14 protein-coding genes are annotated in these 13,329 nt (G+C 37.7%); 3 read left to right on the top strand and 11 right to left on the bottom strand.

The genetic code is table 11. From position 1 onward, the window contains the following. Both Q0X72_RS08340 and Q0X72_RS08335 read right to left on the bottom strand, forming a co-directional pair. On the bottom strand, window positions 1-659 hold a 659-nt coding region (locus Q0X72_RS08340), incomplete at its 3' end, for an ABC transporter permease (protein WP_297763981.1). Then, window positions 656-1,552 carry an ABC transporter ATP-binding protein gene (locus Q0X72_RS08335; protein WP_297763979.1) on the bottom strand — a complete coding sequence of 299 codons (897 nt, stop codon included), beginning with the start codon at window positions 1,550-1,552 and terminating at the stop codon, window positions 656-658. The genes Q0X72_RS08335 and Q0X72_RS08340, both read right to left, overlap by 4 nt. Before the next feature lie 86 nt (window positions 1,553-1,638). Here Q0X72_RS08335 and Q0X72_RS08330 point away from each other — a divergent pair, with 86 nt between their 5' ends. Beyond that, window positions 1,639-2,724, top strand: a complete 1,086-nt coding sequence (locus tag Q0X72_RS08330) for a hypothetical protein (RefSeq protein WP_297763978.1) — start codon at window positions 1,639-1,641, stop codon at window positions 2,722-2,724. Between the two features lie 38 nt (window positions 2,725-2,762). Here Q0X72_RS08330 and Q0X72_RS08325 read toward each other — a convergent pair whose 3' ends face one another. From Q0X72_RS08325 to Q0X72_RS08305, 5 genes are all read right to left on the bottom strand, one after another. Further along, window positions 2,763-3,794, bottom strand: a complete 1,032-nt coding sequence (locus tag Q0X72_RS08325; RefSeq protein WP_297763985.1) for a nucleoid-associated protein — start codon at window positions 3,792-3,794, stop codon at window positions 2,763-2,765. A 96-nt stretch (window positions 3,795-3,890) separates the two neighbouring features. Beyond that, complete coding sequence (locus tag Q0X72_RS08320) at window positions 3,891-4,385, bottom strand: hypothetical protein (RefSeq protein ID WP_297763975.1); 495 nt, start codon at window positions 4,383-4,385, stop codon at window positions 3,891-3,893. Between the two features lie 26 nt (window positions 4,386-4,411). Continuing rightward, window positions 4,412-5,446 (bottom strand): COX15/CtaA family protein, encoded by a 1,035-nt coding sequence (locus Q0X72_RS08315; RefSeq protein ID WP_297763972.1) that lies wholly within the window; start codon window positions 5,444-5,446, stop codon window positions 4,412-4,414. Window positions 5,447-5,548: 102 nt separating this feature from the next. Beyond that, a complete protein-coding gene (locus tag Q0X72_RS08310; RefSeq protein WP_297763969.1) occupies window positions 5,549-6,970 on the bottom strand; it encodes an HD domain-containing protein in 1,422 nt (473 codons plus the stop codon). Window positions 6,971-6,972: 2 nt separating this feature from the next. Then, the gene (locus Q0X72_RS08305) at window positions 6,973-7,533 is read right to left on the bottom strand and encodes an L-threonylcarbamoyladenylate synthase (protein WP_297763967.1); all 561 of its coding nucleotides are present in this window, start codon (window positions 7,531-7,533) and stop codon (window positions 6,973-6,975) included. Between the two features lie 134 nt (window positions 7,534-7,667). Here Q0X72_RS08305 and Q0X72_RS08300 point away from each other — a divergent pair, with 134 nt between their 5' ends. Then, entirely contained in the window at window positions 7,668-8,378 is a 711-nt protein-coding gene (locus Q0X72_RS08300; protein ID WP_297763965.1) for an FkbM family methyltransferase, read from the top strand. Window positions 8,379-8,440: 62 nt separating this feature from the next. Here the strand turns inward: Q0X72_RS08300 and Q0X72_RS08295 are convergent, their stop codons facing one another. Genes Q0X72_RS08295 through Q0X72_RS08285 form a run of 3 tightly spaced genes read right to left on the bottom strand, consistent with a single transcriptional unit; the run spans window position 8,441 to window position 11,533 of the window. Beyond that, window positions 8,441-9,316 (bottom strand): N-acetylneuraminate synthase family protein, encoded by an 876-nt coding sequence (locus Q0X72_RS08295; RefSeq protein WP_297763962.1) that lies wholly within the window; start codon window positions 9,314-9,316, stop codon window positions 8,441-8,443. Next, window positions 9,306-10,478, bottom strand: coding sequence for an acylneuraminate cytidylyltransferase (locus Q0X72_RS08290; protein WP_297763960.1), 1,173 nt, complete (start codon window positions 10,476-10,478; stop codon window positions 9,306-9,308). Before Q0X72_RS08290 ends, Q0X72_RS08295 begins: the two co-directional genes overlap by 11 nt. An 11-nt stretch (window positions 10,479-10,489) precedes the next feature. Further along, a complete protein-coding gene (locus Q0X72_RS08285) occupies window positions 10,490-11,533 on the bottom strand; it encodes a glycosyltransferase family 52 (RefSeq protein ID WP_297763957.1) in 1,044 nt (347 codons plus the stop codon). Between the two features lie 176 nt (window positions 11,534-11,709). Between Q0X72_RS08285 and Q0X72_RS08280 the strand changes: the two genes are divergently transcribed. Continuing rightward, window positions 11,710-12,522, top strand: coding sequence for a glycosyltransferase family 2 protein (locus tag Q0X72_RS08280; RefSeq protein ID WP_297763983.1), 813 nt, complete (start codon window positions 11,710-11,712; stop codon window positions 12,520-12,522). Here Q0X72_RS08280 and Q0X72_RS08275 read toward each other — a convergent pair. After that, on the bottom strand, window positions 12,504-13,298 hold the full coding sequence (locus Q0X72_RS08275) for a glycosyltransferase family 2 protein (protein ID WP_297763955.1): 795 nt from the start codon (window positions 13,296-13,298) through the stop codon (window positions 12,504-12,506). The genes Q0X72_RS08280 and Q0X72_RS08275 overlap by 19 nt on opposite strands. Between the last annotated feature and the right edge of the window lie 31 nt (window positions 13,299-13,329).

The raw sequence follows: 13,329 nt of genomic DNA, 5'->3' as shown, positions 1-13,329 counted from the left end.
TTGAACATGGAATTCAGCGGGAAGAATCCCATGATGGCATCTGTAGTCTCCGAATCGAATAGTTTCCAGCGGATCATTCCTCTGACAAATCCTTCAAATACTTGCCATAATATGAGGAATCCCAGGGCAAATGCCGATCTTTTAACCAACACGCCAAGAAATAAACAGAAAGTGAAAAACCCAACCAACTTCACAAAAAATGCCAATAGAAATTGCAGGTCAGAAAAAATTATGGATAATTCGTCATAGTCAGAGTATATCAACCCAAGGATCATGGAGACCACAAAAACAAAGATCGTTGAGATCAAGGAGAAAGAAATAACGGTCAGGAATTTTGAGAGTACAAATTCTTTCTTCGAAAGTCCGTCTATCAGATTTTGTTTGATGGTCTTATTGCTGTATTCATTAGACATCATAGATACGATCACTATAGCGAGGAACAGTTTAAAAAAGGCCGTGACAAAGGTGTTAAAATGCCAGATATAGGGAAAGTTGAAAATACCTTGTTCTGCAAGGTGAAATTTAATGGGGCCAATATCAAATTTGATGGCGGCCACCAATGCTATAGACGTAAGCAGAACAAAATACGCAATGATAAGGACCTTGCTGGAACGGTTGTTCCAAAGTTTAATAAATTCTATTTGTAAGAGCCTTTTCATAGGTTTTTGGTAAGTGTTAAGAATTGTTCTTCAAGACTTTCTTTTCTCATCACCAAATGTGTGAGGATGATTCCATTTTTAAATAGGAATTCATTAAGAGTACCAGGCTCCATTTTTTCATTTAGCACTGCCGTGATCAATCCGTTTTCTTCTTCTATTTTTCCAAATCTCGGATCTTCTTCCAATAACTTTACAAGGGCTTCTGATTTATTGCTCTTTAGCTCTAAATATCCATGACTGGCCAACATATTATCTACCTTACCCGCATATATTTTTTCTCCTTTTCTAAGGATGACTACATGGGTACATACTTTCTCCACCTCGTCCAGAAGATGAGACGCCAATAAAATAGTTGTCCCCTGGGAGGCGATCTTTTTTATGATCTGCCTTATTTGATGGATCCCCTGAGGGTCGAGCCCATTTGTAGGCTCATCTAAAATGAGGATCTCCGGATCGTTCAGGAGTGCCGAGGCTATGGCAAGTCGCTGTTTCATACCCAGCGAATAGGTTTTGAATTTACTGTTCCTTCTTTCCCATAAACCAACCAGTTGCAGGGTATCCTCAATCTTATCTTTGGAAACCCCCTTGATCTTACAGACAAGCTTTAGATTTTGTAAAGCAGACATATAGGGATAGAAATTGGGCCGCTCAATAATAGCCCCAACCTTTTTTAAAGCATCATGGGTTGTGGTATTGCCATCGAACCAGCTAAAGGAGCCACTAGTGGGATTCACTACATTGAGGACGATTCCAAGGGTGGTCGATTTTCCGCTGCCGTTTGGCCCTAATATTCCATAGACATTGCCTTTTTCAATAGAAAAGGACAGATCTTTTACAGCGGTTAGATATCCGAATTTTTTGGTCAGATTAGAGACCGTAAGAATCGTTTCCAAATAGTGCTTAGTTTAGGCAGTTTATAGTAACTTGACGACGAAAACCATAAATTGTTACAATAGAATCGTATAAAAGGTAAATTCCTATGACTCAACAACGGCTGATGTCCAAGAAAAAACCCTCCTTTCCAGTGAGCAAAAAACTCGATGCTTTCCTGGAAATGTACAACCGGAAAATTGAGCTCCCTATTTTTTATGAAGATTTACTCAGATTTTCGGGCTCTGTGGTGGTCTATGATGAGGAAGGCAATGATACATTATGGATTCGGGTATATTACTCCGATTCTGATCGCAAAGAAATTGATCTTAGTTTAAAAAAAGTTTATTCCGTGCTTCATTCAGATGGTACCGATCATATTTTTCAGTATCTCAATATTGATGCTGTGGATTATTGTACGTTTGGTAATTCCAAACCTTTCAGAATAAAGGTCCGAAATATCTTAAATGAGAACTTCACTTATTTTTATATAAAAAAGGCGGATGCTTCGCGCATTTATGGGTTAGAACTAGAGCATATGCTCTCCCCCTATAATCTGAATTATCTTGTTTGTAAGGATACACTCATCGAAGAACATATTGCAGGGATCCCGGGAGATATTTTTATAAAAAATATGTTACCCCACTGCACTGATTCTGAAAAGTCGCAATTAGCCAAAGAGTTTGTGAAGTTCAATGAGCGATCTATGATCCAATTATTGGGTGACATGCGGTCCTATAACTATGTGATTATTCCTATACATGATTTTGACCACGTCGTTTACAGAATACGTGCCATTGATTTTGATCAGCAGTGCTTTGAAGGGAAACTCAATGTATACCGCCCGCAGTTTTTTAAAGAAAACCTAAAAATGGTCGAGTTGGTTTCAAGCAAATTGCTCGAGAATTCCATAGAACAATATAAAGTTGAAGAACGCTCTATAATTGCCAAACGGATCATTAGTACCAACAAGCGTATAAATCGACTTATAAGCGCTTGCAAAACAGATAAAATCTCCCTTCCTGAGAACGTGGAACGATTAAAAATGGAAATTTTCGATTTTACCCATGATATCAAGTTCAAAAAGTGCAAAACAATGGGGGAGATCCTGAACCTTACCTTAGATTTTGTTAAAAGAAATTATGAAAATGTAAGTATGAGGCAGATCATTGATAAAAATATCAATATCAAATAAAGCTTTGTAAAATACGTCGCTGAAAAAACTAACCCTTACTACTTCATTTCCTTATTAAAGTATACCAGATAATAGTACATCTGTTTTTCCTCATCCCAGCCTTTCTCTACAAATCGTTCTGCAGATTCTGGATTGATAAAATCCATGCGGATCTGAATATTGGTATCAAGGGTTATTACATTTTTGATCTTTTTACGTGAATCTGAAACTGCTTTGTTGGCAATAGGAAAGGTTGAAACATCCTCAATGCTGTACTTGGGACCTTTTTCTACCTTGTAGTGTTTGAACTCTGGGATAAGTTCCGGATTCTCCATTACTTCATTGAGAAACAGCGATTCCTCAAAGGCATCGTTTTTAGCAAAATGGTTTACAGCCCGATTCATAAACAGTACTTCTTGTTGTTTATCTTCTGCAGGCAAGACCACATCCTTGGCAAAGTTCTGGCAGAATTTAAGATAATTTTTCGTGTAAAAATTGTCGTCTGGGAGTATATTAACCCCAAGAAAATTTTCCAGCCAATACTTCGTATCGTATCGATTGCTGTCCACAGACAAAACCTTGAATCCTTCTTCTCCCAAGGTGTTAAAAATAAGGCATCCCTTATCTAATTTGTTCAGATTTACACCCTGTTCCAGGATCATTTCCAGATGAGTTCCTTTTTCCTGGAATTGTAGAAATTCTTGTTTGATCTCACTCTTAAAGATCCCCACGGCGTCTATTTTTTCATTATCAAGGACCATATTACTGAAATGGGCAACAAATACTTCTCCACTTTTGATATGTGGATGATTTGATTGATCGTATAAAAAACGCGTTATTTTCCTGGCGTGTTCTTGCAGTGAGTCCGGATCTTCAAAAATATTTTTGGCGGCCAGATAGATCTCATTAAACTCAAGATCAGCCTCATGGGAAAGCTTAAAGTAATTCTCTTCCTTTTCGCGAAAGGGTTTTAGAAAGAACTCCTTTAAAAGTCCTCTGGTTTCATCATTGAGAGGTTGAGGTTCTTCAGAGAGAAAGAGACCTTCATTTTTGTTTTTATTGCCAACGCGGTGCAGCGATAAACTATCGATCTGTTAATTAAAAAGATTGATCATAGGGGATACTTGGTTTAAGAAAGAGTTGGGAAAATAATGTGATTCATAAGTCCTGTTCCGGTAGGGAGTAGTTTAATTCCAGTTTTCTTCAAAATCGAGATCGTCGTATCGATCAAAAGTTTCATCGAAATCGAAATTGGGATCTGCTTCAAAATTCTTTTCCGGAGGCGATTCAGGCAATTCTCCAAAACTAAAGAGAATGTTGGGATAGTCGTGTCCCTCAGTATTTTCAACAATATCTGCCAATTCCACATAAAAGGTCCACATACTTAAGAAGTCATAGACGTAGATCAATTTTGGTGTTTGGCGCGTAAGGATATCTTCGAGAAATGTTTCATTCATCAAACGGACAGAGGAAGCGCCCTCGCTCATATCGAAAAGGGCGATCTCTTCATCCTGATTCCAATTTTCATCACAGGTATAAAATGATGCCATTTCTTCACCCAGAAAGCCAAAGGCCTGGGTAATGGCGTTGTGGAAATCTTCCAGGGTGCTCTCAGCCTTTATCTCGATATCTCTAAAAATATCCTCCTTGGCATCCAGTATTATCCTGATCTTGTAAATCATGCTTACTACGTTTACCTGGGTCAAAGTTACAAAGTTTCAATGGTTGTTACGTTCTTTTGGGTTTCCAATACCAAATAAAATTGAAGCCCAAATAAGAGCGACGCAAGGATAAGGTGTAGCGGCTGACTCCCAAAAGGGAAATCAAAATAATACATGGCAATTCCCGATAAGATCTCTAGACCTATCAGAACCAAGACCCAATAAATCTTGTTCAATCCCAGTTTTTTTGAGACAATTTGATATGCGATCCAGGCATTTAAAAGAACCACCAAAATTGAAATGGAGCGGTGGATATAAAATTGCACAGTGGGTTGGGAGAGCCAGAGCATTTTGGCCTGTTCTCCCAGCTGATCTATTTGATCATCAACGAATTGCCTTACTTGTGTTCCCAAGATAATTTGTACCATTGTTACCCCTAATGCCAGCCACAATAGTTGATGTATTCCGCGGGCAGAGACAGCCAAGCTAGCTTTAGAGCTGGTTTTCTCCAATACATAGATCAACAGTGCAACGATGACCAGGGCCATCATCATATGCATGGTGATCCTTACGGGGAGCAAAACTGAGTATACCACGGTGGCCCCAAGCCATCCCTGAAAGAGCATACCTATGACTATCAGCCAGGAAATGATAGTGATCTTTTTATCTGTTTTCCAATAATAGCATGAGGCAATAGCCAGAAATAGGGTGGCAAGACCTGCTAAAGCACCTAAAAGTCGATTTATGTATTCTATCCAGGTGTGGGTAGCATTAAAAATGGCATAGTCGTGTTTTTGGTAAGCTGCCCAATGTGCATCGTTATACGTACTACCGGTGACATGGTCCACAGTAGCTACCCATAAGGATTCGTTTCTAATGATCACCTGTCCTTCCTTAAATACGCGTTGGGGTTGCCATTCCAATTCCGATGCTTCAGTTGGGGGGATGTAATATCCAAAACACTTGGGCCAGTCCGGACATCCCATCCCACTTCCTGTCATGCGAACCACGGCCCCAGCGATGATCACCAAATAGACGAGGATGAGGGAGGTTTTTGCAAGTGGGCGAAACAATTTGATCATAAGAGCCGTGTTTTGGCCTACAAAAATACTACTCTTTTTAAAGAAAAGTATGGAAGGATGCTCTCAGTTGGATAGATAATCAATATGGGTGATAATTCGATTTTATTTTGTGATCCCCATAGCCTTTGCTTTTTGGATCATATAGGCTTTAGCCGCCTCATATTCGTTAGGGATCTCCCCTTCCAGGATAGCCTCTTTAATGGCATCTTTGATCATCCCTATTTCGCGAGACGGAGGCAGTCCAAAGGTTTTCATGATCTCTTCACCGCTTACAGGGGGCTGAAAATTACGGATGTGATCCCGGGCCTCTACTTCCTCTATCTTTTGACGAACCAGGCGAAAGTTATTCTTGTATTTTTTCTGTTTCCTTGGGTTTTTTGTAGTGATATCGGCCTCACAAAGTGTCATGAGATCATCAACGTAATCGCCAGCATCAAAGATCAAACGACGCACGGCAGAATCGGTCACGAAATCTTCTGAAAGGACAATAGGTCTGGAACTCATCAGCACCATTTTCTGAACAAACTTCATCTTCTCATTTAAAGGCATATGCATCCTTTTAAAGAGTTTGTACACCATTTTGGATCCTACAAACTCATGTGCGTGAAACGTCCAGCCAATCTTTTTATCGAATTTTTTGGTGGGGGCTTTGCCAATATCGTGTAGCAAGGCAGCCCAACGAAGCCAAAGGTTATCTGTGGCCTTTGCAATGTTATCAACTACTTCCAGGGTATGCCAAAAATTGTCTTTATGCCGCTGGCCCTCTACTTCTTCAATTCCCTGTAAGGCAATTAATTCCGGGAGGATCAACCCTACTAATCCTGTCTGATGCAAAAGTTTGAATCCAACAGACGGAACTTCGCTCATTATGATCTTGTTTAATTCGTCTACGATACGTTCGTTGGAAATGATCTTGATCCTATCCTTGTTCTCCGTGATAGCCTCCAGGGACCTGGGTTCTATAATGAAATTCAATTGCGATGCGAACCGGATGGCGCGAAGCATTCTTAAAGGATCATCAGAATAGGTAATTGAAGGATCTAAAGGTGTTCTGATCAGTTTTGTCTTAAGATCGTTCACTCCCTGGAAAGGATCTACTAACAAGCCGAAATTATTCGAATTTAAAGACAAGGCCAGGGCATTTATAGTAAAATCGCGGCGTTTCTGATCATCTTCCAGCGTGCCATTTTCCACTACAGGATTCCGACTCTCTCTGTTATAACTCTCTTTCCTGGCACCGACAAATTCAACTTCCTTATCCTTGTATTTGAGCATGGCGGTTCCAAAGTTCTTAAAAACGGTAACCTCTGGTTTACCAGGAGTTAATGATGCCACTTTTTTGGCCAGGTCAATACCACTGCCAACGGCTACAATATCAATATCTTTAGGAATACCACGTTCTAGCAGGAGATCCCTTACAAAGCCTCCTATAACATAACACTCCAGTGAAAGTGCTTCAGCCGCTTCAGCGATCGTTCTAAACACCTCATCTTGTAATGCTTCCTTGTAGTTGGTCTTGATCATAGTTATTCCCGAATAACTTTTACGGTACCGTCATTGCCTAATTTTATGATGGAGGAAGAGGAACCATTTGTTTTTTCACGATCTAAATTTACCACATAGTCCACTCCTTTTAAAATAGCCTCACTTATTTTATTAAAACCAACTGGTGTAGGTTCTCCTGATATGTTGGCTGATGTAGATACGATTGGCTTGCCGAACTTGTTTATTAGATATTGGCAAAACTTGTCAGAGGCTACTCTAATGGCCAGGGTATTATCTTCAGCAATAAGATTTTTAGCTATTCCTTTAGGATTATCATAGATTATAGTAGTGGGTTTTGATGCAAGGTCGATTATGTCATAGGCTACTTCCGGTACTTTTTCTACATGTCTTTCAAGCATGCCATCATTAGCCACCAAGCATATCATGGCTTTAGTATCCGGCCTTTTTTTCAAAGAATAGATCTTGTCCACTGCTTCCTCATTGGCAGCGTCACAGCCTATCCCCCATACAGTATCTGTGGGGTAAAGGATCAGACCGCCTTTGGAAATTACTTCAATAGCTTTGTTGATTTCTTCGGTCATTATTCTGAAAAATGGTCATTGTGTCAAAAATAGGTTTTCTTTAGATCGATGGCTTAATTTTCGAATAGGATTACTACAAAAATCGATAACTTTGAAAACAACCTTACAGATTATCAAACTTAACAGAATATTGTATGCTCAAGAAACTTAGACTGTTTGTTGGTGGGTTTTATTTTACCCATTTCAAAAAGGTATATAAAAAAAATAATCTCGTAATTCATATTCCCTATGATCTGACCGACTACGTATTTCGTGGTCGTTTTGTTTATAATTCCTATGAGGAAGAAGAGGCACGCTATTTGTCACAATACTTACCTCCAAAAGCTAGAGTATTAGAATTAGGAGCATGTTTAGGATATGTTTCGTGTCTCACGAATCAGTTGTTAGATGATCCTACAAAACATGTGGTTTTAGAAGCGAACCCAAATTTGATCCCATCTTTAGAGCGCAACAAAAAAGAAAATCATTGTGCTTTTCATATAGAAAATGTAGTAATCGCAAACCAAAAATCAATTGACTTCTATGTACATGATCTTATCGTCGGAGGTAGTTCAAAGCGAACAACACAAAATAAAATAACAGTCGCAGGTGTTGATTTTGCCTGGATAATCAAAAAATACGGTTTCGAGTTCGATACTTTGATATTAGATATTGAGGGCGGGGAGCTTGAACTATTTAGAAACTTCGCGGACGACATCGCTAAGTTTGATAATATTTATGTTGAACTTCATCCATTCGCAAATATTCTTACCAATGAAGAGGCCCAGGAATGCGAGAATATATTGAGTTCTTTAGGATTTACTTTGATTGTCAGAGATGGTAATTTCCAAATTTGGGAAAAGTAAACATCTGACAATCTTTGAAATTTAAAAATGAAAAACCGGCAAAAAGGATTTTGAATATGTACCTATTGATCTTTTTTATATTTCAACTTATTTCTCTGTACAAACTCTATGTCGAGAATGTCTTTACTTTTAAAACTTAAAGCTTCATGAGTGGCGCTCAAATCCCTACAGAGTTTCCTAAGTCCGATGGGTTCTAGTGAAGCTGCGTGATCGGTGCCCTTCCATGTTCTATCTAATGTGAAATGTCTTTCGATTACACTGGCGCCTAATGTATAGGCAGCCACGTCAATAGCAATACCTAAATGATGACCCGAAAAGCCAATGCTCTTTACTTTTTTTTCATATTTTTCCCTTAATCTCAGGATATCCAACAAACAGACATCTTTAAAAGGTACGGGATAACCTGATGTACAGTTGTAAATGACCAAATCTTTGCTTCTTTTAGCCTTGTTAAAAAAATTTATTATAATTTCTATTTCAGCCTTGGTTGTCATCCCGGTAGAAACATGGATTTCTCCATGGTAATTCTCACACAACCAAGCCAACATTTTAAAATTATTGTTACAGGCTGATGGAATTTTGATAAAATCAGGATTAAGGCTTGCGATTTCCTTAGCAGAAGTGGTCTCCCATACAGAGGCGGAGTAGGTAATTCCAACTTCATCGCAATAGTTTTTTAACTCATGGTGTTGTGCTATGTCAAACTCTAAAAACTCTCGGTGGGCCCCATAAGTATTACCATATGAGTTGGCAGGATTGGGGTGTAGAGCATTGTATTGTTCACTTGTAAGCAGCTCTTTGTTATTTCTTTTTTGAAATTTAACTGCATTGGCATTGCCAAAAATTTTGGCCATATAGATCATTTCTTTGGCAATTTTTATGTCGCCCTTATGATTACATCCGATTTCGGCGATGATAAAGGGTTTTTTATATATCATTAAATCTTAGGTTATAATTAATTATAAATTCAGTTGCTTCTCGTATGGCTCCCTGCCCCGATTTGTTGTTGAGCACTATATCTGCATGAAATTTTATAGGTTTCGTGGCATTTGATGGGCAAAAAGACCATCCAGCCCTGAGTATATTACTTAAATCGTTTACATCATCCCCGATATAAGCAATTTCTTTTGGGGAGATTTTTCTTTCTGCACAGTAATTTTCCAAACAAGAATATTTATCTTTTATCCCTAGATAAACATCGACTAAATTTAATTTTTTCATGCGCTGATTTACTAACTTCGAATTTTCCGAAGTCATGACAATCACCTTTACACTGTTTTCCCTTAAAATTTCAAGACCCATCCCATCCCTCATATCAAATGATTTGGAAAACTCACCCTCTTTATTGTAATTTACGCTGCCATCTGTAAATACGCCATCCACATCTAACACCAAATAGTTTATTCTTTGATTTGACTTATTGGATTTATAGGCTGAAATCAACAACTGTTCTACAACTTGCCAATCGGTTTCAGAATCTATTTCGACCATTGTAATATCTGGCATTTCAATGGTTGCGATTTTTCCACTTATTCTGTTTTTGGATTTTAGGAGTGCAGTTTTTGTTGTGCAATAGATAGCACCATTTTCTATTAAAAGTCCATCAAAATCCTGTCTCCGTGGTCGATTTTTGTAATCGTAATTTAGGCTTTCTCCATCTTTCGACCAAGTAAACCGATGGGTATTCACAACACTCAATATCGCATCCAGACCATTATTTTCCAATTTCTCCAGAGCATTATTAATATCATTTCTCTTAGTAAGGGGGGAGGTGGCCTGTAATAAACAAAATGTGTCAAAATCAAAATTAAGGCCATCGCAAAATTCTAATATGGCGTCCTCAGTGGAAGAGGTGTCAGTAGCATTTTCAGCGATGCGTTTGATACAGAAAACCTTTGAGGACCATTCAAAATGGAGTGTTACGTAGTCGATAATTTCCTCATCATCTGTAAAAACAAATACTTTATCCAAGTTAGAAAATAAGGCCTCAGTCAATACCCAGGTGAATAATGGTCGCCCTAATAGTTTCTTTTTATTCTTGTTCAGGATACCCTTGGAATTTTTTCTTAAGGGTATAAATCCGATTGTTGTTTTTGACATTTTTTAGTTTTCTATTGGTCAATGACCATATGTTTTACCAAATCTCTTGTTGCCTTGACGGTAAATTTATCCAAATAATCCTTACCTAGAAAGAATCGTTCCTTAACAGTTTCCAAATTGGACAATGCCGTTGAAAATAAGGTGTACCCCTTTGCAAAATAAAAGCCATCTTGAAGCCCCAAAATCTCGATAGGAAATAGAGCGGGTAGAACAACAATATCATTAAAATGATCTTCATATTTAGTAAGCTCCCTTGGGTGTGTTTTCAGTATAATATTCATATGTTTCGGTACCTTGGAAACCACATCTTTATAAATTTTTATTTTTTCAGCTTCGTCTTTGATTACTTTATCCTCAGAGAGAGGTTGGGTAAGGATAAGCGCATTATTATCTCCTTTGATATCAAAATCGTATTTCGGTAGAAAAATAGAAAATATTTCCTGCTTGGTTCTTTCATCCAATTTAGCAACCTCTTTTTTGATATTCAATTCAACCGCCTTAATTTGCAATTGTAAAGGCAACCTTTTAGGAAACTGCGCAAAGATTTTTTTCACTTCTTTATCAAATCCGCCGCCAATAGGAGTTTTGGTAATATAATGTTTTACGAATTGTTCAAAAACCCCATGTCTTCGCCTATAAGTTCTGGCCCCATCTTCTATCATATTGATATCTTTGTTCCCAAATTGATATAAAAAATAGCTTTTGGAAGAATCAGAATCGCATAGATAGATATCTGAGGAGGCTATAAATTCCTTTTCTTTTTTTAAAATAGGATGCTTTAACTCCAAATAAGGAATCAATTTCTTTTTCCTACGGAAGGAGTAATTGAACTTTCCCAAATCAGCAATATGATCTTTTCGTTCTGAAATAATATAAACATCCCTAAAAAATCCTTTTCTAAGATTTGGAATCAATTCCTCTATCCTGGGAGTGCTCTCAATCAAAAAAAGAATGTTGTTCCCACAAATATTCTGAGAGTAACCGGAATCGTTTAAGATATGTAGAATCGAAAGATATATATGATATATAGTGGAGCCAACATAAGTTCGTTTCATGAGTTTACTTTGTTTCTTCTTAATGGAAATCCTATCAATGAAACGTATTCAACACATGTATGAAAGGATTTGATTGTTTGATACTATAATGGTTTTATTTAAATTTTGGAATTTTTATGAGAGATGGAATTCAAAAAACTACATTTGTAAAAATAGTGAAAATTGAATCATTTTTGATGAGCAAGGTTAGTGTCATTATTAGCACATTTAACAAACCTGAATGGTTAGAAAAAGTCCTTTGGGGATTCAATTGCCAGACCTATAAGGATTTTGAAATGATAATAGCCGATGACGGTTCTGGTCCCCAAACCAAGGAACTGATTGACAATATGCGTAAAAAATTATCGTATACTATTAAACATGTATGGCAAGAAGATGATGGTTTTCAGAAATGTAGAATTCTTAACAAAGCAATTCTTGCAAGCCAAACAGATTACATAATCATGACTGATGGGGATTGCATACCAAGGGAGGATTTCGTCCAGGTACATTATATAAATAAGGAACCGGGAACCTTCATTTCAGGAGGGTACTACATGCTACCAATGAACATTTCAATTGCGATAACCAAGGAGGATATAGAAAAACAGAATTGTTTTAATATACATTGGTTAAAGGAAAAAGGACTTCCAAAAACATTTAAGAACAACAAGCTCACAGCGAAAGGTTTTATTTCCACGCTATTTAACACATTTACGCCCACCAACGCAAGTTGGAACGGGCATAATTCTTCAGGATGGAAGAAAGATATATTAAATGTTAATGGGTTTGATGAACGTATGCAATACGGTGGAGAAGATAGAGAATTTGGCGAACGGCTGTTTAATTTCGGTGTAAAATCCAAGCAGTTACGTTATAGTGCTGTATGTGTTCATCTAGATCATGAACGTGGTTACAGGACTCCCGAAGCCATTGCAAAGAACCAAGTGATTCGAAAGGAAGTTAGACAAAACCAAAGCGTTTGGACTTATTACGGCATAACTAAATAATATGCCAACTCATTTTTCTTTTCCAACTTTTTTAACTCCCTATATCTTTCAAGGTCGCATAAAGAGTTCAGGTAGCAAATAATTATGCCTTTTTTTCCGTCCAGGATCCCTAATCGTAGTATAAAGTGATTAAAGAATTTCCAAGCAGGTTTTACAATGTAGTAGAAGTAATTGAACCTTTTTTCACGATAAAAATCCTCTTTGGCTTTTAAACGGCCATAGTTCAACATCTTCGCTTTATAATCTTCGTAATTCTTATAGCAGTAATGGATCAGCTTCTCATTGAGGATGCCAGAAGTGCCATTTACTTCAAGGGTTTCATGAACTATTTTCTTATCTGAGAATTTAGCCTTGTCCTTTTGGAATAATCGATAATTCTTATCGGTTTGCCATCCGCTAAAACGGAGTGCCGACTTTTGGAACATGAATTTTCTGTAGAACCAATAGGCGGCGTGAGGTTGATCTTCCTGCACGGTTGCTTCAATTTCTTTCCTAAGTCCTTCCGGGACAATTTCGTCTGCATCCAGGAATAGAATCCATGGATTAGATGCCTGAGTGAGGGCAAATGTTTTCTGTAACGTGAAATTGGAAAACGGATGTTGTAGAACCTTTACTTTTGGATGATCTTGGAGATATTCATATGTGCCATCCGTACTATATGAATCTACTACCACGATCTCATCGGCAAAAGAAACAGAATCAATACAATGTTCAATATACCCCATTTCATTATAGGTGATTATAAGGGCTGTAATTTTATGATTCTCTTTTTTCATACTATCAGAATCTTATTGGAGACTTGTTTTA

The sequence above is a fragment of the uncultured Muriicola sp. genome, from assembly GCF_947258935.1.
GTDB lineage: Bacteria > Bacteroidota > Bacteroidia > Flavobacteriales > Flavobacteriaceae > Muriicola.
The sequence above is the reverse complement of the archived record's forward strand: the minus strand, read 5'-3'. Positions and strand labels throughout refer to the sequence as shown.

Bases quoted from the DNA above. Each gene is read 5' to 3' on its own strand.
- Q0X72_RS08305 (WP_297763967.1), bottom strand. From the start codon at position 7,533: ATGACCGAAGAAATCAACAAAGCTATTGAAGTAATTTCCAAAGGCGGT.
- Q0X72_RS08290 (WP_297763960.1), bottom strand. From the start codon at position 10,478: ATGTCAAAAACAACAATCGGATTTATACCCTTAAGAAAAAATTCCAAG.
- Q0X72_RS08320 (WP_297763975.1), bottom strand. From the start codon at position 4,385: ATGATTTACAAGATCAGGATAATACTGGATGCCAAGGAGGATATTTTT.
- Q0X72_RS08330 (WP_297763978.1), top strand. From the start codon at position 1,639: ATGACTCAACAACGGCTGATGTCCAAGAAAAAACCCTCCTTTCCAGTG.
- Q0X72_RS08275 (WP_297763955.1), bottom strand. From the start codon at position 13,298: ATGAAAAAAGAGAATCATAAAATTACAGCCCTTATAATCACCTATAAT.
- Q0X72_RS08280 (WP_297763983.1), top strand. From the start codon at position 11,710: ATGAGCAAGGTTAGTGTCATTATTAGCACATTTAACAAACCTGAATGG.
- Q0X72_RS08300 (WP_297763965.1), top strand. From the start codon at position 7,668: ATGCTCAAGAAACTTAGACTGTTTGTTGGTGGGTTTTATTTTACCCAT.
- Q0X72_RS08310 (WP_297763969.1), bottom strand. From the start codon at position 6,970: ATGATCAAGACCAACTACAAGGAAGCATTACAAGATGAGGTGTTTAGA.
- Q0X72_RS08295 (WP_297763962.1), bottom strand. From the start codon at position 9,316: ATGATATATAAAAAACCCTTTATCATCGCCGAAATCGGATGTAATCAT.
- Q0X72_RS08285 (WP_297763957.1), bottom strand. From the start codon at position 11,533: ATGAAACGAACTTATGTTGGCTCCACTATATATCATATATATCTTTCG.
- Q0X72_RS08315 (WP_297763972.1), bottom strand. From the start codon at position 5,446: ATGATCAAATTGTTTCGCCCACTTGCAAAAACCTCCCTCATCCTCGTC.